At 66.1% G+C, this 22,027-nt stretch carries 21 protein-coding genes; 3 read left to right on the forward strand and 18 right to left on the reverse strand.

Going from position 1 to position 22,027, the window contains the following annotated elements; translation table 11 throughout:
- Positions 1-47: 47 nt before the first annotated feature.
- Positions 48-2,114 (reverse strand): excinuclease ABC subunit UvrB, encoded by a 2,067-nt coding sequence (uvrB, locus tag PW734_12520; GenBank protein MDE1172009.1) that lies wholly within the window; start codon positions 2,112-2,114, stop codon positions 48-50.
- A gap of 65 nt (positions 2,115-2,179) precedes the next feature.
- Between uvrB and PW734_12525 the strand changes: the two genes are divergently transcribed.
- The gene (locus PW734_12525; GenBank protein MDE1172010.1) at positions 2,180-3,346 is read left to right on the forward strand and encodes a serine hydrolase; all 1,167 of its coding nucleotides are present in this window, start codon (positions 2,180-2,182) and stop codon (positions 3,344-3,346) included.
- Here the strand turns inward: PW734_12525 and PW734_12530 are convergent.
- From PW734_12530 to proC, 11 genes are all read right to left on the reverse strand, one after another.
- Complete coding sequence (locus PW734_12530; protein ID MDE1172011.1) at positions 3,343-3,837, reverse strand: hypothetical protein; 495 nt, start codon at positions 3,835-3,837, stop codon at positions 3,343-3,345. The two genes, PW734_12525 and PW734_12530, sit on opposite strands and share 4 nt — an antisense overlap.
- An 89-nt stretch (positions 3,838-3,926) precedes the next feature.
- Entirely contained in the window at positions 3,927-5,570 is a 1,644-nt protein-coding gene (gene groL, locus PW734_12535) for a chaperonin GroEL (GenBank protein ID MDE1172012.1), read from the reverse strand.
- Positions 5,571-5,598: 28 nt separating this feature from the next.
- On the reverse strand, positions 5,599-5,895 hold the full coding sequence (gene groES / locus PW734_12540) for a co-chaperone GroES (protein MDE1172013.1): 297 nt from the start codon (positions 5,893-5,895) through the stop codon (positions 5,599-5,601).
- 98 nt (positions 5,896-5,993) lie between these two features.
- Positions 5,994-7,925 carry a molecular chaperone DnaK gene (dnaK, locus tag PW734_12545; protein ID MDE1172014.1) on the reverse strand — a complete coding sequence of 644 codons (1,932 nt, stop codon included), beginning with the start codon at positions 7,923-7,925 and terminating at the stop codon, positions 5,994-5,996.
- Positions 7,926-8,062: 137 nt separating this feature from the next.
- Positions 8,063-9,115, reverse strand: coding sequence for a hypothetical protein (locus tag PW734_12550; protein MDE1172015.1), 1,053 nt, complete (start codon positions 9,113-9,115; stop codon positions 8,063-8,065).
- Positions 9,106-11,049, reverse strand: a complete 1,944-nt coding sequence (locus tag PW734_12555) for a methyl-accepting chemotaxis protein (GenBank protein MDE1172016.1) — start codon at positions 11,047-11,049, stop codon at positions 9,106-9,108. The genes PW734_12550 and PW734_12555 overlap by 10 nt, the downstream gene beginning before the upstream one ends.
- A complete protein-coding gene (locus PW734_12560; protein MDE1172017.1) occupies positions 11,046-11,675 on the reverse strand; it encodes a type 1 glutamine amidotransferase in 630 nt (209 codons plus the stop codon). The genes PW734_12555 and PW734_12560 overlap by 4 nt, the downstream gene beginning before the upstream one ends.
- Before the next feature lie 5 nt (positions 11,676-11,680).
- Entirely contained in the window at positions 11,681-12,040 is a 360-nt protein-coding gene (locus PW734_12565; GenBank protein ID MDE1172018.1) for a peptide chain release factor-like protein, read from the reverse strand.
- 44 nt (positions 12,041-12,084) lie between these two features.
- Positions 12,085-12,831, reverse strand: a complete 747-nt coding sequence (locus tag PW734_12570) for a flagellar hook basal-body protein (GenBank protein MDE1172019.1) — start codon at positions 12,829-12,831, stop codon at positions 12,085-12,087.
- A 13-nt stretch (positions 12,832-12,844) separates the two neighbouring features.
- The gene (locus PW734_12575) at positions 12,845-13,306 is read right to left on the reverse strand and encodes a thioredoxin family protein (protein ID MDE1172020.1); all 462 of its coding nucleotides are present in this window, start codon (positions 13,304-13,306) and stop codon (positions 12,845-12,847) included.
- Positions 13,303-14,631, reverse strand: a complete 1,329-nt coding sequence (gene proC / locus PW734_12580; protein ID MDE1172021.1) for a pyrroline-5-carboxylate reductase — start codon at positions 14,629-14,631, stop codon at positions 13,303-13,305. The genes PW734_12575 and proC overlap by 4 nt, the downstream gene beginning before the upstream one ends.
- 45 nt (positions 14,632-14,676) lie before the next feature.
- Between proC and aroC the strand changes: the two genes are divergently transcribed.
- Positions 14,677-15,756 (forward strand): chorismate synthase, encoded by a 1,080-nt coding sequence (gene aroC / locus PW734_12585; protein ID MDE1172022.1) that lies wholly within the window; start codon positions 14,677-14,679, stop codon positions 15,754-15,756.
- Here the strand turns inward: aroC and PW734_12590 are convergent.
- The 5 genes from PW734_12590 to PW734_12610 form a co-directional block, all read right to left on the reverse strand.
- Positions 15,753-16,382 (reverse strand): hypothetical protein, encoded by a 630-nt coding sequence (locus tag PW734_12590; GenBank protein MDE1172023.1) that lies wholly within the window; start codon positions 16,380-16,382, stop codon positions 15,753-15,755. The genes aroC and PW734_12590 overlap by 4 nt on opposite strands.
- Before the next feature lie 4 nt (positions 16,383-16,386).
- Positions 16,387-17,457 (reverse strand): threonine synthase, encoded by a 1,071-nt coding sequence (gene thrC / locus PW734_12595; GenBank protein MDE1172024.1) that lies wholly within the window; start codon positions 17,455-17,457, stop codon positions 16,387-16,389.
- A complete protein-coding gene (locus PW734_12600) occupies positions 17,454-18,740 on the reverse strand; it encodes a homoserine dehydrogenase (GenBank protein ID MDE1172025.1) in 1,287 nt (428 codons plus the stop codon). Before PW734_12600 ends, thrC begins: the two co-directional genes overlap by 4 nt.
- A gap of 86 nt (positions 18,741-18,826) precedes the next feature.
- On the reverse strand, positions 18,827-19,297 hold the full coding sequence (locus PW734_12605) for a hypothetical protein (protein ID MDE1172026.1): 471 nt from the start codon (positions 19,295-19,297) through the stop codon (positions 18,827-18,829).
- Between the two features lie 65 nt (positions 19,298-19,362).
- Positions 19,363-19,605 (reverse strand): hypothetical protein, encoded by a 243-nt coding sequence (locus PW734_12610; protein ID MDE1172027.1) that lies wholly within the window; start codon positions 19,603-19,605, stop codon positions 19,363-19,365.
- 113 nt (positions 19,606-19,718) lie between these two features.
- Between PW734_12610 and PW734_12615 the strand changes: the two genes are divergently transcribed.
- The gene (locus tag PW734_12615; GenBank protein ID MDE1172028.1) at positions 19,719-20,552 is read left to right on the forward strand and encodes an SAM-dependent chlorinase/fluorinase; all 834 of its coding nucleotides are present in this window, start codon (positions 19,719-19,721) and stop codon (positions 20,550-20,552) included.
- On the opposite strand, the gene PW734_12620 is transcribed toward PW734_12615, so the two are convergent.
- Positions 20,549-22,027 carry an NAD(P)H-hydrate dehydratase gene (locus PW734_12620; GenBank protein MDE1172029.1) on the reverse strand — a complete coding sequence of 493 codons (1,479 nt, stop codon included), beginning with the start codon at positions 22,025-22,027 and terminating at the stop codon, positions 20,549-20,551. The genes PW734_12615 and PW734_12620 overlap by 4 nt on opposite strands.

The following is a 22,027-nucleotide window of genomic DNA, read 5'->3' on the forward strand; positions in this document are numbered from 1 at the left end:
CAAAGATCATGACGGACCTCCCCGGCCCTGGTAAAGCCTTTTCCCGGCTAAGCGGGTTTCGGACCCTTCTTTTTAGGCGCGGCCAGTTTTTTGGCACCGCCGTAGGTGACGGCGGCGGGCTTGGCCTCCCGGGGCTCGATCTTGTCGATCCCCAGCTGCTTTTTAAGCTCCTGCACCTGGTCCCGGAGAAGGGCGGCTTTTTCATATTCCAGGTTGTTGGAGGCCTCGATCATCTCTGATTGGAGTTCTTTCATGAGGTCGACGACGTCGAACTGCCCGGCCCCTTCCTTAAGGACCATCTTTGTCGCCTCGCTCCCTTTGATGACGGTGCGGAGGCTTTCCTGGACGGCGCGCTTGACGCTCTTCGGAACGATGCCGTGGGCCTCATTGTAGGCGATCTGGCGCTTCCGGCGGTGTTCGGTGATGTCCAGGAGGGCCTTGATGGATCCGGTGATGTGGTCGGCGTAGAGGATGACGGTGCCCGCGACGTGCCGCGCGGCGCGCCCGGCGATCTGGATGAGCGACTTTTCCGAGCGGAGGTAGCCCTCCTTGTCCGCGTCCAGGATGCCGACGAGGGAAACTTCCGGCAGGTCGAGGCCTTCCCGGAGCAGGTTGATGCCGACGAGGACGTCGAACTCCCCTGCCCGCAGGCCGCGCAGGATCTCGACCCGCTCGATGGCGTCGACGTCCGCGTGGAGGTAACGGACGCGGATCTCCAAGTCGCGCAGGTAGTCGGTCAGGTCCTCCGCGGTCCGCTTGGTAAGCGTCAGGACCAGGACGCGTTCCTGCTTCGCCACCCGCTCGCGGATCTGGGCGATGATGTCGTCGATCTGTCCGGCCAGCGGCTTGATGACGATGGTGGGGTCCAGGAGGCCGGTGGGGCGGATGATCTGCTCCGCCACGATGCCTCCGGTCAGCTTCATCTCATAATCGCCCGGCGTGGCGGAGACGAAGAGGCGCTGGCCGGTCAGGGCCTCGAATTCCGGGAAGTTCAGAGGCCGGTTGTCCAAGGCGGAAGGCAGGCGGAAACCGTGGTCGACCAGGACCATCTTGCGGGAGCGGTCGCCGGCATACATCGCGCCGATCTGGGGCACGGTGGCGTGGGACTCGTCGATGACGGTGAGAAAATCCTTCGGGAAGAAGTCGATGAGCGTGTAGGGCCGGGAGCCCGGGGCGCGCCCGGCCAGGTGGCGGGAGTAGTTCTCGATCCCGTTGCAGAAGCCCATTTCCTCCATCATCTCCAGGTCGTAGGTGGTCCGCATCTTGAGACGCTGGGATTCCAGGAGCTTCCCCTGCTTTTCCAGCTCGGCGAGGCGCTCATCCATCTCCGCGCGGATCGCGGTCATGGCCCGCTTCATCTTCTCGAAGGGGGTGACGAAATGCTTTGCCGGGAAAAGGATCGTCCGGTCCAGCCGCTCCAAGGTCTCCCCGGTCAGGGAATCGATGCGGGTGAGCCGCTCCACCTCGTCCCCGAAGAACTCGACCCGCAGCGTCGTCTCCTCCGTGGCGGGGCCGACTTCCACGACGTCGCCCCGGGCCCGGAACTTGCCGCGGCCCAGGTCGAAGTCGTTCCGCTCGTAATGGATCTCCACCAGCTTCGTGAAGAGCTGTTCCCGGGTCATCTTCTGCCCCAGCTGGAGCGGGCAGATCATGAAGGCGTAATCCTCCGGCGAGCCGAGGCCGTAGATGCAGGAAACGGAGGCGACGACGATGACGTCCCGCCGCGTGAGGAGGGAGCTGGTCGCCGAAAGGCGCATCCGCTCGATCTCCTCGTTGATGGAAGAGTCCTTCTCGATATAGGTGTCGCTGGAGGGGATGTAGGCCTCCGGCTGGTAGTAATCGAAATAGGAGACGAAGTATTCGACGGCGTTGTTCGGGAAGAACTGCTTGAACTCGCTGTAGAGCTGCGCGGCCAGCGTCTTGTTGTGGGAAATGATGAGGGTGGGCCGATCCAGACGGGCGATGACGCTGGCCGTGGTGTAGGTCTTGCCGGAGCCGGTCACCCCCAGCAGCACGCTGTCCTGTTCCCCGGCGGAGATCCGCTTCACCAGCTTTTCAATCGCTTGCGGCTGGTCCCCGCACGCGGGATAGGGGGACTGAAGGTCAAAAGACATCCCCCCTAATTTGGCGCGAAATTAAGGAATGTAAATTTCGGCGCGTTCAATAATAATCGCAGCCCATGCGCATTCCTTTGGCTCTCCTCATCTTTTTGACCTGCACGGGCCTCCACGCCGGTCCCCTCGCCCAAGCCCTGCAACCCGCCATCGACCAGCACGCCATTGCGGGAGCGGCCGTCGTGGTGGCGGACGGCAGCCGTATCCTGGACTCGGAAGCCGTGGGCATGGCCGACGTGGCCGCCGGGCGGCCGATGAAGCCGGACGACCTATTCTGGATCGCCTCCATGAGCAAGGCGATGACGGCCGCCTCCCTCATGATGCTGGTGGACGAGGGGAAAGTCGACCTGGACGCCCCGGTCGAGGCCTACCTACCGGAGTTCAAAGGCCAGAAAGTGCGCCTGCCGGACGGCACCTTGAAGGAGCCCAGCCACCCTCCCCGCGTCCGGGAGATCCTCTGCCATACGGCGGGCTTCGACTTCGGCTCCCCGGCGGAGAAACCGACGCGCGATCTGTTGCCGTTGGCCGTGGCGGTGAAGAGCTATGCCGCCGAGCCCCTCATCTATGATCCGGGCACCCAATACAAATACTCCAACGAGGGCCTCAACACGGCGGGCCGGATCGTCGAGGTCGTCAGCGGCATGCCTTACGAGAAGTTCATGCAGGCGCGGCTCTTCACGCCGCTGGGCATGACGGACACCACCTTCTTCCCCACCGCCGCGCAGGTGGCCCGGCTGGCCAAAGCCTACGTGCCTGATGAGCAGGGCGGCCTGAAAGAAATCCAAATCAATCAGTTAAAATATCCGCTGGATGGCCCAGGCCGCTACCCGATGCCCGCGGGCGGCCTCTTTTCCGACGCGGCCGACGTGGTCAAATTCTGCCAGATGCTCCTGAACGACGGCGTGGCCGACGGCCGACGCTACCTTTCCCATGACGCCCTGGCGGAGATGACCACCTCCCAGACCCGCCTGCCGGACCACTTCTACGGCTTTGGCCTGGACGTAAGGAATGGCGTATGGAGCCACGGAGGCGCCTACAAAACCCACATGCGGATCGACGTGCCGCACCACCTCATCCGGGTCTTCATGGTGCAATACGGCGGGAAAGATTGGCCCAAGGTGGAAGGCAAAAATCCCGTGGCCCTGGTCGATGCCGCCGTGGCGAAAACCTTCCACGAAGGCCGCCCGGCCGACGCGGCGGGTACGGAAGGGTCCAACAACCCGAGTCCCTAGGACCGATCGACCTGGAAGGTCTGGAGCACTTTGTCGAAGAGCGCCAAGGAGGCGTCGTCATCGACCAGGGCGGTGCAGGTCACCACGATCATTCGCCCCTGCTTGCCCGAGAAGAAATAGAAAATCTGGCGCAGCTTCCGGTTTTCCTGCGTGTCCCGCACGGCGGCCTTGACCCCCTTTAGGCCGGAGTCGTTGCTGAAGGAGGATTCCTTCCAGCCGGAGGCGTCGGGAAAGGTCTGCTTGAAGGCCTGCTTGTTCTTGGCCACGTATTCTTCCAGGGAGCCGGCGAAGGCCTCGTCGACCACATTGATGTTGGGGCTGAACTTGTCCGCCACCGGGCCAAGGGCCACGGGATTGGAGATGCCGGGCAGCTGGCGGATGCTCCATCCCGGAGGCGCCGTGTAGGCGAAGCCGACGTTGGGATTGGCCACCACCTGGGCCTGCGCGGAGGCGGCCAGAAGCAGCGTGAAGAGGAAAAGGAGCCGGATCATGGAACCTGGATTAAAGCAGGGACAAAAAAAGGGGCCAGGCCTTTCGGCCTGGCCCCTTCCGGGGAGCTTTTGGCTTTAAGCGTCAGGACTTAGTAGTCCATCCCGCCCATGCCGCCCATCCCGCCGTGGCCGTGGCCGGCGGCGGCGGGCTTATCCTTCTCCGGCAGCTCGGTGATCACGGCTTCCGTGGTCAGGAGCAGGCTGGCGATGGAGGCCGAGTTCTGCAGGGCGGAGCGGGTCACCTTGGTCGGGTCGACGACGCCGGCCTTCAGCAGGTCGATGTACTCGCCCGTGGCCACGTTGTAGCCTTCGTTGCCCTTGCGGTTCTTCACCTCGTTGACGACGACGCTGCCTTCGCCGCCCGCGTTGGAAACGAGGGTGCGGAGGGGCTCTTCGATCGCGCGGCGGATGATCTGCGCGCCGACGGCCTCGTCACCGGTGAGGGTGAGCTTCTCGATGGCCTTCTGGGCGCGGATGAGGGCCACGCCGCCTCCGGGGACGATGCCCTCTTCGACGGCGGCACGGGTGGCGTGCAGCGCGTCTTCGACGCGGGCCTTCTTCTCCTTCAGCTCGGTCTCGGTGGCCGCGCCGACGTTGATGACGGCGACACCGCCGGCCAGCTTGGCCAGGCGCTCCTGGAGCTTCTCCTTATCGTAGTCGCTGGTGGTCTCCTCGATCTGGCGGCGGATCTGGGTCACGCGGCCGCTGATGTCGGAAGCCTTGCCGGAGCCTTCGATGATGGTGGTGTTCTCCTTGTCGATGACGATCCGCTTGGCGCGGCCGAGGTCGTCCAGGGAGACATTCTCCAGCTTCAGGCCGAGGTCTTCGGTCAGGAGCTTGCCGCCGGTCAGGATGGCGATGTCTTCCAGGATGGCCTTGCGGCGGTCACCGAAGCCGGGGGCCTTGACGGCCGCGACCTGCAGGGTCCCGCGCAGCTTGTTGACGACCAGGGTCGCCAGGGCCTCGCCCTCGACTTCCTCGGCGATGACGAGGAGCGGCTTGCCGCTCTTGGCCACCTTCTCGAGGAGGGGGAGCATGTCCTTCAGGCTGGAAATCTTCTTCTCATGAAGAAGGATGTAGGCGTTCTCCAGGACGGCCTCGAGGTCTTCGGGGTTCGTCACGAAGTAGGGGGAGAGGTAGCCCTTGTCGAACTGCATGCCCTCGACGACTTCCAGGGTGGTTTCGATGGTCTTGGCTTCCTCGACGGTCACGGTGCCGTCCTTGCCGACCTTGTCCAGCGCGTCGGCGATGATCTCGCCGATGGTGCTGTCCCAGTTGGCGGAGACGGTGGCGACCTGCTTGATCTCCTCCTTGTCCTTCACCTTCTTGGAGATCTTTTGGAGCTCCTCGGTGACGGCGGCGACGGCCTTGTCGATGCCGCGCTTGAGGCTGGTGGGGTTGGCGCCCGCGGTGACGTTCTTCAGGCCTTCGCGGTAGATCGCTTCGGCCAGGACGGTGGCGGTGGTGGTGCCGTCGCCGGCGATGTCGCTGGTCTTGGAAGCGACTTCGCGGACGAGCTGCGCGCCGATGTTTTCATAAGGATCTTCCAGCTCGATCTCCTTGGCGACGGTGACGCCGTCCTTGGTGATCGTGGGGGAGCCGAATTTCTTGTCCAGGACGACGTTGCGTCCCGCCGGCCCGAGGGTGGCCTTGACCGCGCGGCTCAGTTTCTCGACGCCGCGGAGGATCGCGTGCCGGGCGCTCTCATCAAACAGCAATTGTTTGGCTGCCATAATTGTGTGCTCTTTTTTTCTTTGGGGGTTAGTTCAAAACCGCCAGGACGTCGTCCTCGCGGAGAATCTGGTAGGTTTCACCGTCGACCTTGATCTCGGTGCCGCCGTACTTGCTGATCAGGACTTTGTCGCCCTTCTTCAGCTCGATGGGGACGCGCTTGCCGCTGTCGTCCAGGCGGCCGGAGCCGACGGCCACGACCTTGGCCTCCTGGGGTTTTTCCTTGGCGCTGTCCGGGATGATGATGCCGCCCTTACGGACTTCCTGCTCCTCGATCGATTTGACGAGGACGCGGTCGCCGAGGGGGCGAATGTTTGCTTCTGCCATATGCTTGTCTTTTAGCTAGGTAGGTTTGTTTTTGTTGGGTTGCTGACGGGGCCTTTCCTTTCGGTCCGGCCCTGTCTTCGGAAACTTTCGGCTCGGGGTTACTTCTTCCCCTTGCCCTTGTCGACCATCTCAAAGTCGGCGTCGATGACGTCGTCGCCCGCGGGCTTGGCCTGGGGCTCCGCGCCCTCGGCACCGCCGGCGGAGGCTTCCGCCTTAGCGGAGGCCTGCTTGTACATCTCGATGGAGATGGCCTGGATCTTCTCGTTGAGGTCGTCGGCCGCGGCCTTCAGGGCGTCGTTGTCCTGGCCCTTGAGGGCCTCGCGGACCTTCGCCACGGCGGCCTCGACTTCCGCTTTCTTGGCGGCGTCGACCTTGTCGCCCTGCTCCTTGAGGAGCTTCTCCGCCTGGTAGGCGGAGTTGTCGGCGTTGTTGTGCAGCTCGACGGCCTCGCGGGCCTTCTTGTCCGCGTCGGCGAACTGCTCGGCCTCCTTGGTCATCTTCTCCACCTCGTCCTTGGAAAGGCCGCTGGAGCCGGTGATGGAGATTTTCTGTTCCTTGCCGGTACCCAGGTCCTTGGCGGAGACGTGGAGGATGCCGTTGGCGTCGATGTCGAAGGTGACCTCCACTTGCGGCACGCCGCGCGGGGCCGGCGGGATGCCGTCCAGGTGGAAGACGCCCAGCTGTTTGTTGTCCTTGGAGAGCTGGCGCTCACCCTGGAGGACCTTGATCTCGACGCCCGGCTGGTTGTCGGAGAAGGTGCTGAAGATCTGCGACTTGCGGGTCGGGATCGTGGTGTTGCGCGGGATCATCGGGGTGGCGATGCCGCCCGCGGTCTCGATGGCCAGGGTCAGGGGGGTGACGTCCAGCAGGAGGACGTCCTTCACGTCGCCCTTGAGCACGCCGCCCTGGATGGCCGCGCCGATGGCGACGACTTCGTCCGGGTTCACGCCCTTGTGGGGTTCCTTCTTGATGAGCTTGCGGGCGATCTCGACGATCTTCGGCATGCGGGTCATGCCGCCGACGAGCACCAGCTCGTCGATCTGGTCGGCGGAGAGCTTGGAATCGCTCAAGCAGGCCAGGACGGGCTTGGTGGTGCGCTCGGCCAGGCTGTCGGTGAGCTGCTCCAGCTTGGCGCGGGAGAGCTTTTTCTGGATGTGCTTCGGGCCGGTCTGGTCGGCGGTGATGAAGGGCAGGTTGATCTCGTATTCCTGGGAGGAGGAGAGGGCGATCTTGGCCTTTTCCGCCTCTTCCTTCAGGCGCTGGACCGCGTCGGCCTGGCCCTTGAGGTCGATGCCGCTCTCGGTCTTGAACTCTTCCAGGAGCCAGTCCATGACGGTGTTGTCCCAGTCGTCGCCGCCCAGGTGGGTGTCGCCGTTGGTGGCCTTCACTTCAAAAACGCCGTCGCCGATCTCCAGGACGGAGATGTCGAAGGTGCCGCCGCCGAGGTCGTACACAGCGATCTTCTCGTCCTTCTTTTTGTCCAGGCCGTAGGCCAGGGAGGCCGCGGTGGGCTCGTTGATGATGCGCTGGACTTCCAGGCCTGCGATGCGGCCGGCGTCCTTGGTCGCCTGGCGCTGGCTGTCGTTGAAATAGGCGGGGACGGTGATGACGGCCTGGGTGATCTTCTCACCCAGCTTCGCCTCGGCGTCGGCCTTCAGCTTCATGAGGATGAAGGCGGAGACTTCCTGGGGGGAGTAGGTCTTTTTCTCGCCGTTGACCTCGACTTCGATGGCGCAGTCGCCGTTCTTGGCTTCGACGACCTTGTAGGGGACGCGATTGAGCTCGCCCTTCACCTCGGCGAATTTGCGGCCCATGAACCGCTTCACGGAGAAGACGGTGTTCTTCGCGTTGGTGACGGCCTGCCGCTTGGCAGCCTGGCCGACGAGACGCTCGCCCGTCTTCGTAAACGCCACGATGGACGGGGTCGTGCGGGCGCCCTCGGAATTTTCCAAAACCACCGGCTGTCCACCCTCCATGATCGACATGCAGGAGTTGGTGGTACCGAGGTCAATACCTAGAATATGTGCCATGCCTCTCCCCTGCACACCGCGTTCCATGAAGGGAATTATTTACTAATCCCTTTGAGCCAGTGACTTAAGATTCCCCTTACAAAAAGTGAAAAGCGATTTTAGAGACAAAATGGCGCAAGCCAGCGCCAAAATGCCCGCTATTCGAGGAATTCGACCTTATCCGCGACCAGGTAATACCGGGTGCCCGAATCGGAGTAAGCCCGTACGGTGCCGGTGACCCGCAGGGCGACTTCCGTGAAGGGCGTCAAGGAATGGAGCCGGTTCTGGACGGAGACGGGCAGCTTGTCGCCAATGACCTCGATGGTGTCGGGGCCTACCCGTATCTGGAAGGCGTGCGGAGCCGTTGCCGGGCACTCGTAGGAGCCGCGCATGAGGACCTTCTTGCCCGCGTAGGCGGCGGGCTTGGCCAGAAGGTCCGCGTACGTGGCGGAGGGAGGCTGGCCGGGCTTCGTTTCGGCGGGAGCGGCGTCGGCGGGGGGGGCGGTGAACTCGACGGAGCTGGCCTCGATCCGGTATTGCCCCTGCCGCAATGGGGACGGGCGGACGACGCCCTTCACCGTCACGACGCGGTTGGAAAAATTCGGCTCCTGGAGGAGCGTGGTCTGAACGTCGTTGGGAAGGCGGCCGAAGTCGACCTCCATGGAGTCGGTGCCGCGCCAAATGGTGAAGACGTTTTCCGAAGGGGAGCGGAAGTCGAAGCGGCCCTGCACCGTGGCGGGGGAGTTCAGGTAACGCTGGGAAAAGCGGGTGATCTCCGGGCAAGTCACGATGCCGTTCTTAGGATCGTAGGAGTAGTGGGCGGAGGAGCCCTCCACGTCGATCTTGGAGGCCATGATGAAGATGTCGTTGCCGTGTTCCGGGCCGTAGCGCGGCACGCCGGTGACGACGAGGGGCGTGTCGGAAAAAGGGCGCAGCCCGCGGACGACCTGCTGGGATTCCGGCGGCAGCTGGCTGATGAAGACGCTGACGGGATGGTCCCCCATCAGCATCTCGAAGACGGGCGCGGTATTTTGGAGGTAATGGAATTTGCCGTGAGCCCGGATGGTTTTCCCGTCGTAGCGGGGAAGATGGAGGCTCAAATCGGCGTAGCTGACTTCCGGCGGCCCGTCGGCGGCTTCCGTCTGGGCGGAGGCGGTCCCGGTTGCGGCGGCCAGGAAAAGCCAGAGGAGGAGCCGGCGCGTCATTGCCATGACCCCGGCTGGGGCTGGGAGCCGGAGACGCGCTGGAAGAGCGCCGCGCCGGCGTCCGGGGACGGCGGGGGCAGAGGGATGATCTCCTCCGGCGTGCCGCCGAAAGGCGGGCGCGGGCCGGAGGCGTGCGCTCCGTCCGTTCCCTGGATGAAGCCGATCAGCTCCTCGCTGACCCGGCGCAATTCCCGCGCCTGGGCGCTGAGGGCCTCCGCGGCGATGGCTGTCTGCTCCGCGTGGGCGGCGTTGGCCTGGGTGACCTGGTCGATGCTGCTGACGGCTTGGTTGAGCTGGCCGATGCCCAGGCTCTGCTCCGAGGAAGCCTGGGCCGTTTCCGCGCCGAAGGTGTCGACCTCCCGGATGCGGGCCAGGATTTCCTGCAGATGGCTCTGCATCGTCTGGGCGCTGGACCCCAGGCTTTGCAGGGAGCTGACCACCCGGCTGTTGATCTCGACGCCCCGCTCGCTCTTGTTGATGGAGTCCTCGATCATCTCGCTGGTTTCCTTGGCCGCTTCCGCGCTGCGGCGGGCCAGGTTCCGCACTTCCTCCGCCACGACGCCGAAGCCCATGCCCGCCTCCCCCGCCCGCGCAGCCTCGACGGCGGCGTTGAGGGCCAGCAGGTTGGTCTGAAAGGCGATCTCGTCGATGGTCTTGATGATCTTGGCGATGCCGTCGCTGGCCTGCTTGATGGCGGCGATTGAGTCCGACATCTCCGCCCCGGCGCGCCTCATCTCCTCCATGACGGAAGCCATCTGTTCCATGTCCCGCACGCCGTTTTGCGCGGTTTGCAGGGCGCTGTGGGCCCGCTGCTGGGCCAGTTTGGCGCTCTCGCTGTTATGGCGGCTGAGGCTGGACATCTGCTCCAGGGAGGCGCTGGTCTGCTGGAGGGCGGCCGCCTGCTGGCTGGCGCCCTGCGCCAGGGCGCTGCTGGTGGTGGAGACTTTTTCCGCGGCGGCGTTGGTTTCCTCCACGTTATGGGAGAGGCGCTCGATGATGTGGAGGCTGGGCCGGATGAGGGAGCGGGCCAAAAGGAGCGCCAGGGCGACGCCGGAGATGATCGCGCAGATGAGGCCGACGTAGAGGGTGATGGAGGCGTAGTTCAAATCCCCCGCGCTCCGCTGCGCGGCCTGGGAGGCCTGGGCCAGGCTCTTCGTCAGCAGGTCGGTGGAGACCCGGGTCAAATCCTCCTGGGCGGAGGCGACGATGCCGCGCTGCTGGCCGAAGGCGGCGCGGGTCTGGAAGGAGTCCTGCAGGGCCTGCTGAAAGGCGGGCATGCTCTCCCGGACTTTGCCCGCGGCGTCGGTGACGACGGAGGCGCGGGCCATGGAGGCCAGGTCGTCCAGCTGCCCATGGATCTTGTCGAAATTCTCGCCGGAGAACCATCCCCGCAGCTGGGAGTCGCGGATCTGGGCGTATTCCGTCTGCATCTGGCGGATCAGATCGGCTTCCTTGGCCACGCGGGCGGCGGCGGCCTTCGTCGCGGCGGGTTCGGCCTGCTGGATCTGGGTTAGGGCGTCGAGGTCGGTCTTGGACGTGTTGGCGGTGGTTTGCAGTTCCTTGAGCTGCTTTTCCAGAAGCACGGAGGTGTCGTTGAGGGTGGAGAACTGGCGGCGCAGGCGTTCGGTCGCGGCATGGAGATCCGGCAGGAGGCGGTGGAGAGGCTCCGCCTGGGGGTACCGGCGGCCCAGGGAGTCGGCCTCGTCCATTTTTCGGCCGATGGTGTTGAGGGAGTCGGGAGAGGCGACGCGGGCCAAATTCTGCAGGTCGGTGGCCAGCCGGGCCTGGGAAAGGTAGAGATTGGAAAGGTCTTCCGTGTGGCGGCGGACGGCCACGATCTGCCAGCCGGAGACCAGCTCCAAAGCGCCCGGGAGCAGCAGCAGGATGCAGCAGCCGATAAGGATCTTGGAGGTGAGGGAAAGGGATTGGAACGATTTCATGCCTGGTTTTTCACTGCCTCCGCGAACGCGGCGAAAAGGGGCCCGTATTGCGGATGGCGCTCCGGATGATACTGAACGCCCGCGACGAAGGAAGCCTTCCTGTGCCGCACTTGTTCGATGACGCCGTCGGCGGAGCGGGCCTCCACGGCGAGCCCCTCCCCCAGGCGGTCGATGGCCTGATGATGGGAGCTGTTCACTTTTTCAAAACGGCAGAAGGGGCGCTCCGCCTCGTAACGGAGGTCCTGGATGTTTCCGTCCCGCTGCTCCGGCAGGCCGTGGCCCGGGATGTCCAAAAGGAGGGTCCCGCCCAGGCCGACGTTGAGCACCTGGTGCCCGCGGCAGATGCCCAGGACGGGGATGCCCCGCTCCAGCGCGCGGCGCAGGGCGGGGAACTCCCAGGCGTCCCGGTCCGGCTCCGGCTCCTGGATGTGGGCGGGATCGGGCACGTCCTGGCGCAGGAAGGGTTGGGAAATGTCGCACCCGCCGGTAAGGAGGAGGCCGTCGGCCTCGTCCAGGGAGAGAGGGTGGCGCTGGTCGCGCAGGACGATTTCCGGGAAGGGGGCGAAGGAGCGGGCGAAGAGGTCTTCGTCCTTCGGGCGCATCCAGGTGGCGACGTGGAAAGGCATCGAGGCTAATCGGTAGCGCGCCCGCGCAGTTTTTTCAAATCCCCTCGCCGCTTCTTGTGGCGGAGGATCTTTTCCTTAAGCCCCCGGGGCCGGGGCGAGCGGCGGCGGCGCTGCTTCTCCCGCTCGGCGCGGCGGGCGGCGGTCTTTTCCCGCTCCCGCTCCGCCAGGCGCTCGGCCAGGAGGCGGCGGGCCTCCGTCCGGTTCTGCTCCCGGTGGCGGGAGCTTTCCGCGCGGACGGCCAAGCCGGTGGGGATGTGGCGGAGGTGGACGGCGGTGTTGACCTTGTTGACGTTCTGGCCGCCGGGGCCGGAAGAGCGGCAGAAGGTTTCGGCCAAATCGGCTTCGGGAATGGGGCGGGCCGCCATCGGCCCCTACTTTAGCGGGCGGGCCCCCTTTAAGTCACGGGCATTCAGGCGTCGCCGTGATGCTTCTTCGTGTCGACCATTTCGTAGGCCTTCCGGAGCATTTCGTCGCTGACCTGGATGGTCTTCACGTTGGCCTCGAAACCCCGCTGGCCGACGATCATGCTCACCATTTCCGTGGCGGGATCGACGTTGGAGATTTCCAGCGCGCCTGAGACAACGGTCCCCATCCCGCCCGTGCCGGGAGAGCCGGTGGAGGCCTGGCCGGAAGCGGCACTGGGGGAATAAAGGCCGCCGCCGGTGGGAGTCAGGCCCTGGCTGTTGCTGAAGTTGGCCAGCTGCAGGGTGCCCAGGTTTTGCGTACTCCCGTCGGAAAGGGTGGCGGTGATCGCCCCGCCGCTGCCTACGGAAAGGGAGGAGCCCGCGGGGGCCTGGACGCGGCTGCCGCCGCTCACCAGGTAGCCGCCGTCCGGCGTGCGCAGGTAACCCTGGGCATCCTGGACGAAATCCCCGCTGCGGGTATAGGAGGTATCCCCGCCGGAAGTTTCCACCTGGAAATAACCCTGCCCGCTGATGGCCAGGCTGGAGGCCTGCCCGGTCTGGAGAAGCGGGCCGCCGGAAAAATCGTAACGGACGCCGGAAGCGGCCACGCCCCCGCCCGCCTGGGCCGAGGCCTGGAGGGAGCGGGATTGGTAACCGGAGGTCACCGCATTGGCCAGGTTGTTGGCGGCGGTGTCGACGACCTGGGAATTGTAATTCAGGCCGCTGGCGGCGCTGTAGATGGCTCCAGTCACCCTTCCCTGCAAGCTAGTCCCGTTCCACCGGGACCAGGGCTTCGATAAAGGGGTCCGGGCCGCCCGGGGCGTAGCCGACGATGCTCTTGGAAAGGCGTTCCTTGGAATCCAGGACGATGCAGGTGGGCATCTCGTTGACGTTGTATTTCTCCCGCAGCCGCTCGTTCTGCTCCAGGAGGGCGGGGTCCTGGCCCGCCTGGTTTTCGCGGAAATCGATCCGGACCAGGACGAAATGCTTCGCCGCGTAGCGGCAGAACTTGGAGGTGTTGAAGACCTCATCCTCCATCCGCATGCTGGGCGCGGAGTGGTCCGAGCTGAGGAAGACCAAGAGAAGCGGATGCTCGATCCGCTTGGAGAGGGCGCGGGCGTCCTCATAATTGGTCATCCAGGCAGGCGTGGCCGCCCGGGCGGAGAGGCTGAGAAGGATCGCACAACCCAGCGCGATCAGGAGCGATGGCAGCGTGTGTTTCGTCATAATTCCTTGCTAAGGGCTTCCGAGCGCGCGCGCGCGGCCGCGACGGCTTCCCGCAAAATTTTCTCCCAGTTCCCCTCCTCCAGCACGCGGCATCCGGCCAGCGTCGTGCCGTTGGGGCTCTTTACCTGGGCGGCCAGGGCCAAGGGGGATTCCGAGGAAGCGGCGACCATCCCGGCGGCGCCCCGCACGGTTTGGACGGCCAGTTCCCGCGCCGCTTCCGGTGAGAGGCCCTGCTCGATCCCTCCCTCAATGAGGGCGTTGAGGAAGTGGTAGACGTAGGCCGGGCCGCTGCCGCTGACGGCGGTGACGGCATCCAGTTCCTTCTCCTCCACCCGGCGGGCCAGGCCGCAGCTTTCCAGGAGGGTTTGGACAAGGGCCAGGTCTCCTTCCGTCACGCCCGGCCCGGCGGCGTAGGCGGTGACCCCCTCCCCGATCAGGGTCGGCGTATTCGGCATCGACCGGACGACGCGGGCCTGAGGCCCCAGCAATTCCTGAAGACGGGAAAGCTTCAGCCCCGCCAGGAGGGAGACGAAGAGCTTGCCCGCCGCCGCTTCCCGCAGGGGCGGCAGGACCTCGGCGGCCTGGGCGGGCTTGATGCCCAAGAGAACGACGTCGGCGCGCTCGACCAAGGCCCGGTTGTCTTCCAGCGCCTCCGACCGGCCCGGCAGGGAGGCGGTGAAGGCTGCGCGGGAATCGGCGCTCCGCGCGGTGCCCAGGAAGGGAAAGGCGACGCTTCCCGCCGCCTTGGCCGCCAGGCCGCTGGCCAGCGCGCGGGCCATTTTCCCCGTGCCCAGGAAGCCGAGGACGGGGCGCTTCCCCTCCCGGCGGTAGAGGCTCAGGATTTCCGCCGCCACCTCTTCCGTGGACCGGCGGGCGATCGAAACGACGTGGTGGGCCTGCCGGTAGTCGGCATCCCGTTTCTTCAGCAGCTCCTCCAGCGTCTCGGCGGCGGGCTTGTCCTTGAGCAGGGGGCGGTGCGCGGTGTGGCGGATGCGGTCGGCCAGCTCCTTCGCGGAAGCTTCCAGGTAGAAAACGACCCCTTTTTCCAGGAGGACCCGGCGGCTCTCCGCGTCGGCGAAAAGGCCTCCGCCCGTGGCGATGACGCCGGGCGTCCGCCCGGCCACTTCACTGGCGATAAGGCGTTCCTGCTCGCGGAAATAAGATTCGCCGCGCTCGCGGAAAATTTCCGGGATGGTCTTCTTTTCCCGCTGCTCAATCAGGTGGTCGGTGTCGTAAAAGGGCATGCCGCCCTGCCGGTGCAACCAGTTTGCGACGGTGGTTTTCCCGCTTCCCATCATGCCGACCAGAACCAAATGCTTGTTCATTGCAATGCGGAAAAACTATTGTTAGCGTATCGCAACCAATACGATATGCCAAACACATTCGGCCACCTCTTCCGTATCACCACCTGGGGTGAATCCCACGGCGGCGCGGTCGGCGTGGTCGTTGATGGGTGCCCTCCCCGGCTTCCCCTCACCGAGGCGATGATCCAGGTGGACCTGGACCGGCGCCGCCCCGGACAGAGCAAGATCGTCACTCCCCGGAAGGAATCGGACACCTGCCGGATCCTCTCCGGCGTCTCCGAGGGGCTTACCCTGGGCACCCCCATCGCCATCTCCGTCACCAACGAGGATTTCCGTCCCGAGGCGTACAAGGAGATGGAGACTCTCTACCGCCCCTCCCACGCGGACTACACCTACCAGGCCAAGTACGGCATCCGCGCCGTGGCGGGCGGGGGCCGGGCCTCCGCGCGGGAAACCATCGGCCGCGTCGCGGGCGGGGCCGTCGCCTGGCAGCTCTTGCAAAAGGCCCTGCCGGGGCTGGAGATCGTCGCCTACGTCTCCCAGGTCCATGACGTCGAGGCCGGGGCCGATCCCGCCGCCGTCCGTCGGGAGGAGGTGGAAGGAAACATCGTCCGCTGGCCGGATGCGCGGGGCGCGGAAAAGATCGTCGAGAAGATCGAGGAAGCCCGCTCCCAGGGCGACTCCCTGGGCGGCGTCGTCAGCTGCGTGGTGCGCGGCATGCCCGTGGGCCTGGGCGAGCCGGTCTTCGACAAGCTGGAGGCCGACCTGGCCAAGGCCGTCATGAGCCTCCCCGCCTCAAAGGGCTTCGAGGTCGGCTCCGGCTTCTCCGGCGCGCGCCTGCGCGGCTCCGAGCACAACGACGCGTTCTATAACGAGAGCGGCCGCATCCGCACCCGGACCAACCGCAGCGGCGGCATCCAGGGCGGCATCAGCAACGGGGAAGACCTTTTCCTGCGCGTCGCCTTCAAGCCGGTGGCGACGATCGCCCAGGCGCAGCAAACGGTTTCTACCAGCGGTGAGGAGGCGGAATTGAAAGCCCGCGGCCGTCACGACCCCTGCGTCCTGCCCCGGGCGGTGCCCATGGTGGAGGCGATGGTCCGCCTGGTCCTGGCCGACCATTGGCTGCGCCAGCAGGCGCAGGGCTAACGCGCGGCGTCGCGGTCCTGGCCGGGCGTGTCCGTGGACGGCTGCCCCTTGCTCCCCTTCATCTCTCCGGCGACGGAGGCGAGGCTCGCGTTCCGCTCCGCCCGCTTTTCGAGCATGGCGATCCAGGGCTCGAAATCGATGAAACTGTGGGGAAGCTCCAGGCCGTGCTCCACGGCCAATTCCTTGGCGGGAGGATAGACGGCCAGAAATTGGCCGAAGGAGAAGGCCATCGACTCCTCGATCCGGTGGAGCGGGCCGTCCGGGGTCTGACGGCCCAGGTAGTTGTTTTGGATGAGGACGTCCTGGGGCGACTTGTAGCTCTGGTCCTCGTCGGAAAACTCCCGGTAGAACACCTTCACGCGGGAGGAGACGATCTGCGCCTCGTATCCCTCCACGGGGGAGAGAGCCTGTTGCCCCGCCTTGAGAGGCGCGTCGAAATGGAGGTTCTTCGGAAACACCCGTGAAAGGTGGAAGCCCGCCTCCGGCTTCCGGCCCGGATCGGCCGCCAGGACCGGGGCGATGCGGGGCTGCCCGGGCGGAAGCTGGGCGATCTCCACCTCATGCCTGTCGATAAGCCGCGCGGCGTGCCGCGCCCGTTCCACGTCGAACGTCCAATCGGTTGCCATAAATTTAAATGCCCAGCGCCTTGAGCACCGCCTCGGCGGTCGGGGCGGTGACCTTCGGTTCCTGGGCCGCGGCGGCCTTTGCCGCGTCCTGGTCCTTCAGCCCGTGCCCGGTCACCGTGACGGTGACGCGGCTGCCCGCGGGCACCAGGCCGGCTTGGTGCGCCTTGATGAGCCCGGCGACGGGCGTCGCGGAGGCGGGCTCCACGAAAATGCCTTCCAGGGAGGCCAGCATCTTGTAGGCGGCGGCGATTTCCTCGTCCGTCACCTTGTCGATCCGCCCGTGGGACTCGGCGGCGGCGGCGGTGGCGCCCTTCCAGCTGGCCGGGTTGCCGATGCGGATGGCGCTGGCGAAGGTCTGGGGATCGGGGATCACCCGGTTCTCCACGATCGGGGCGGCCCCGGCGGCCTGGTAGCCGAAGATCTTCGGCGTCCGCGTGGAGAGGCCGTCCTGCGCGTATTCGCGAAAGCCCTTCCAGTAGGCGGTGATGTTCCCGGCGTTGCCCACGGGGAGGAAATGGAAGTCGGGCGCGTCGCCCAGGACGTCGCAGATCTCGAAGGCGGCGGTCTTCTGCCCCTCCAGGCGGACCGGGTTGATCGAGTTGACGACGGCGAATTCCGGCCGCTGCCCCAGGTCGCGGACGACGTTGAGCGCGTCGTCGAAATTCCCCTCGATCATGACCAGTTCCGCGCCGTACATGAGGGCCTGGGAAAGCTTCCCCAGGGAAATCTTCCCGTGCGGCAGGATGACGATGCAGCGCAGTTCCGCCCGCGCGGCGTAGGCGGCGGCGGAGGCGGAGGTGTTCCCGGTGCTGGCGCAGACGACGGCCTGGGCCCCTTTGTGGACGGCCTCGCTCATCGCCATCGTCATGCCCCGGTCCTTGAAGGAGGCCGTCGGGTTGGCCGCCTCGAACTTCACGTGCAGGTCGATGTCGGCCCCGATGGCCTTCGGCAGGCGCGGCGCCGGAATGAGCGGGGTGTTCCCCTCCAAAAGGGTGATGACGCGGCGGTAATCCTGAATGGGCAGGCGGCTGCGGTAGGCCTCCATCACGCCGGGCCAGCGCGGCGCGCGGCTCATGACGTGAAGTCCTCGACCCGCAGGCTGACGGCGGGCCCCTTCACGATGGGGAGCTGCTCCAGCTCGACGCGGGCTTCCTGGAAATCGTGCGTGTTCGCGTCATGGATCATGAGGATGAGGGGCACCGGCCCGCCGGAGCCCTCCGGCTGGATGACGGAGGAGATGCCGATCTTCCGCCGCCCCAGGACGGCGGCCACCTGGGCCAGGACGCCCGGCTGGTCTTCCACCATCAGACGCAGGTAGTAGCGGGCGACGACGTCGTCCGGCGTCGCCAGGCGGACGTTGCCTGCCTGGCTCCAGAGGAGCCCGCCCTGCTCCGCGCCCTGGGCCAGGGAGGCCAGGTCGCTTAAGACGGCGCTGGCGGTGGGATCGGCCCCGGCGCCGCGGCCGTAGAATAGTGTTTCGCCGACGACGTCGCCCCGGACGAGGACCGCGTTGAAGACTCCCTTGATGGAAGCCAGCACGTGATTGAGCGGGACGAGGGTGGGCTGCACCTGCACCTCCACGCGCTTGGAGCGGCCTGCCTTGAGGATGGCCAGGAGCTTCACCTCGTAGCCGAGGCTGTGGGCGAACTGGATGTCTTTCCGTTCCAGGTTGCTGATGCCCTTCGTCGGGATTTCCTTGAGGGAGGGCCAGAAGCCGTAGGCCAGGGCGGCCAGGACGGCGGCCTTGTGGGCGGTGTCGTAGCCGTCGACGTCGAGGCTCTCGTCAGCCTCCGCGTAGCCCAGTTTCTTGGCCTCGGCCAGGACGGAGGCGTAGTCCAGCCCCTCCGCGCTCATGCGGGAAAGGATGTAATTGCAGGTCCCGTTGATGATGCCGTAGATGGCGGTGATCCGGTTGGCGATCAGGCCTTCCCGCAGGGATTGGAGGAGCGGGATGCCGCCGGCGACGCTCGCCTCGTAGAGGAGCTGGCGCTTCTTCTCGGCGGCCAGCTGGAACAGTTCCGCGCCGCGCTCCGCCAGCAGGGCCTTGTTGGCGGTGACGACGTGCTTGCCCGCTTCCAGGGCCCCGCGGATCAGCTCAAAGGCGTCGCCCGTGCCGCCGATCAGCTCGACGATGACGTCCAGGTCCGGGTTCTTCACCAGGTCCCGCCAATCCCGGGTGACGATCTCCGGGGGTAGATTGAGGGCGGCGACCTTTTCCGGGTTGCGGACGGCCACCTGGCGGATTTCCAGCGGGCGGCCGCAGCGTTGCAGCAGGATGTCCGCTTGTCCCCGCAGATGGGTCCAGACCCCCTGCCCCACCGTTCCCATTCCGGCCAAACCGATTTTAAGAGGCGTCATGCGTGATGGGGCTACTCAAAACAAAAACCCCCGCAGATTCAAAAAGAATCTGCGGGGGCGAAAAGTGTGGCCCGGCTAAAAGCGGCTTACCGCTCCTGTCCCTGCTGCTTCGTGGGAGCCTGACTATCCTGGCTGTGCTGGCCGGAGCGCGGCACGTTGGTCAAGCCCTGCCAGGCCTGGGCGGCCAGGTTCACCGGCCGGACTTCCGGCTGGTAGGCGGATTTGTTGGCCACGGGCTGGCCGGCGTGCAGCAGGTTGCCCAGGTCTTCCTTCGAATAAAGCACCTGCACGTCGGTGCGCTCCTGCGTTTGGCCCAGATTGACCTTGGTGGGTGCGGAAGGGGTCAACTGGCCCGTGGCTTGGGAGATCGAAATCTCCTTCGGGCCTGCCTGCGGCGTGGGAGCGGGGGCCGCCTGGGAAAGTTCTTTCCGGATCCGCTGCTCGCTTTCCACCGCCTGCTGATGGCGGGCGGCGGTCTGCTGCGCTATTTGGTCGGCAGTGGGAGCCGAAGCAAACTGGATGTGGACCGGCGTCGCGTGCGTTTGATCTTGGGCCATATAATAGTAATTCGGCTATTTCCCCCCGGAAATAGCCGAAAAACTATTTATTAAATGAACCTTCTTTACTTGGTCGGCTGACGCTGCGCGTCGATCTTGATGGTCAGTGGGCGGCCTTCCGGATCGACCTGCCAGCGGCGGGTGGCGGCCAGAGGACTTAAATCTTTGGAGGTGTTTGCCTTAGGGCTAACGGCCAGGCTAACCGGCTTCACGGCGGGCTTCGGCTCGGCGGGCGCCTTCTTCTCCTGCTGGGCGGCGGCGCTCAGGGTGGCGAATGCGAGGACGGCGGCGGGCAAAGTCTTGTTCATGACCTTGTAATTAGGCTATCGGACGCCGGAGGTTTCCCGGGAATGCGAATATAAGTATTTATACCCACTCCGCTGTTGATTGCCAAAAGAGAGGCGGACGCTAAGTAAACGGAATGAACTGGCGGCGGATGGCGGTGCTGGGAACGGCGGGACTTCTGCTCTTGGCGGGGTGCGGGAAGAAGACCGACCAGCCGGTCATCGCCCTTTTGACCGACGACGAAAGCGGCCAGGCTTCCGCCCAAATCCAAGGAGCCATTTACGGCGCCGACGCCCAGGCCCGCGTCACCCACCTTCTGCGCCTGCCCACGGGAGACATGAAGCAGGCGGCTTATCTCCTGGACCAGGCGGTGACCCGTTTCCCAGCGGGGACGATCTTCGTCGTCGCCACGGGAGACCTGGCCAAGCATCCCCTCCTCCTGGTCCGCACGGCGGCGAAGAAATACTACCTGGCGCCGGACGACGGCGTCCTTAGCTTCGTGACGGCGCGGGAGGGGCTGGGCAAGGCCTGGCAGCTGGATCGCGGCCTTTCAGGCAAGGCGGGCCTCGATTACCTGGGCGCGATGGCCGGGCTGCTTGCCGAATCCGGCAAGCCGGAGAACCTCAACGGCGCGGAAGTCCGCACGCTGGAAACGCTGCCGGTCAATCTGGCCCACCTTTCAGGCCGGACGATCGCCGGGGAAATCGCCCACATCGACGAGGAGGGCACGCTGCTCACCAACATTCCCGAAAAGCTGGCGTCCTGGATGAAGGAAGGGAACCTCCTGCGTTTCACCGTGGGACGGGAGAACTTCTCCGCGCCGCTCGTCGCCAACGCGGCGGAGGTGGGGCCGGGCCGTTTCGTCGCCCTCTTCACGCAGGAAGGCCGCCTGAAGATCGTCCGCAATAAGGGATCGGCGGCGAAGCAGCTCGGCGCGGCCGTGGGCGACGCCGTCTTGATCCGGCCTTAAACCGTCTCCCGCAGGTCGGCGATCGCGTCGGCCAGGCGGCCGGCCACTTCTTCCCCGCCCATCCCCTCTTCCGCGCCCCGGGCGCGCAGCGCCAGGTCGGCAGCCCGTCCGTGGAGCCAGGCGCCCAGGCGCGCGGCGTCCCCCAGGGAAAGCTTTTGTCCCAGCAGGCCCGCGATAATACCGGTCAAAAGGTCTCCCGATCCGCCGGTGGCCAGGCCGGGGTTGCCCGTCGTGTTGTAGGCAAGCGGGCGGCCCGGCTCCGCGATCACGGTACGGCAGCCCTTGAGAAGGAGGACGACGCCGTGCTCTTCCGCGAAGGCGGCGGCCTTTGCCGGGCGTTCCGCCAGGGAGAACTTGCCGCCCAGGAGCCGCTCCATCTCCCCCGGGTGCGGGGTCAGCACGGCCCGGCCCCGGCAGAGGGAGAGAAGCGCGGGGTCCCGAGCCAAAAGGGTCAGCCCATCGGCGTCGATGACCAGCGGGGCTTTGGTTTCCTCCAGCAAGCGGCGTAGCAGGGCCGCCGCGGCGGAGCCGGTGCCCAGCCCCGGCCCGGCGGCCAAGGCGTGGACCTTTTCCAGGATTTGCCGGGTGAAGGCGTCGTCCGCCGTGGAGACGACCATCGCCTGCAACGGAGCGCGCGCGGCGACGAGCTTCCACACCTCCGGCGGGACCAGGATGTTGAGGAGCCCCGTGCCGACGCGCAGCGCGCCCAGGGAGGAAAGGATCGGCGCGCCGATCAGGCCGGGAGAGCCTCCGGCGATGGCGATCCGGCCGAACTGGCTCTTGTGGGAGGCCGGGGCCCGGCGCGGCAAAAGCGGGCGCAGCAGCTCCCGGTCGAGGGCCTCCCGGCGGGCGGCGTATTCCGGCATCGCGTCGAAGATGGGGACCGGCTCGATCCGGCCCACCCAATCGGCCTTTTCTTCCAGGAAAAGGCGCTCCTTGCCGAAGCCGATGGAAAGGGTCAGGTCGGCGCGGACGGCTTCCCCCTCCGCATGGAGGCCGGTGGGGCCGTCGACGGCGGCGACGCGGAAGAAGCGTTCCGCCCGGGCCCGGTTGACCGCGGCGACGGTCTCCGCCAGCTCCGGCCGCAGCGGCCCTTTGGCGCCGATGCCCAGCAGCGCGTCGATGACGACGCCGTCCGCCCCGGGCCACGGAATCGGATCGCGCGGGGAAAGAGGCTTCAAATCGCCCGGCAACCGCTCCCATTGGCGGCGGCACAGGCCGCCCAGGTCCGCCTGGGCCAGGAGAAGGCGGACGGTCCACCCGGCGGCGAGCAGATGACGGGCGACGACCAGGCCGTCCCCGCCGTTGTTCCCCTTCCCGACCAGGAAAAGGCTCTCCCGGGGGCCGGGAAACTCCCGCCGCAGGATGGCGGCCATGCGGGCCCCGGCCCGCTCCATCAACTCCTCCGCGCCGGTCCCGGCGGCGATGACCCAGTCCTCGGCGGCGCGGACCTCCTCGGGCGGTAGGATTTTCAC

It is taken from the genome of Verrucomicrobium sp. (genome assembly GCA_028283855.1).
In the GTDB taxonomy this organism is placed as follows: Bacteria; Verrucomicrobiota; Verrucomicrobiia; order Methylacidiphilales; family GAS474; genus GAS474.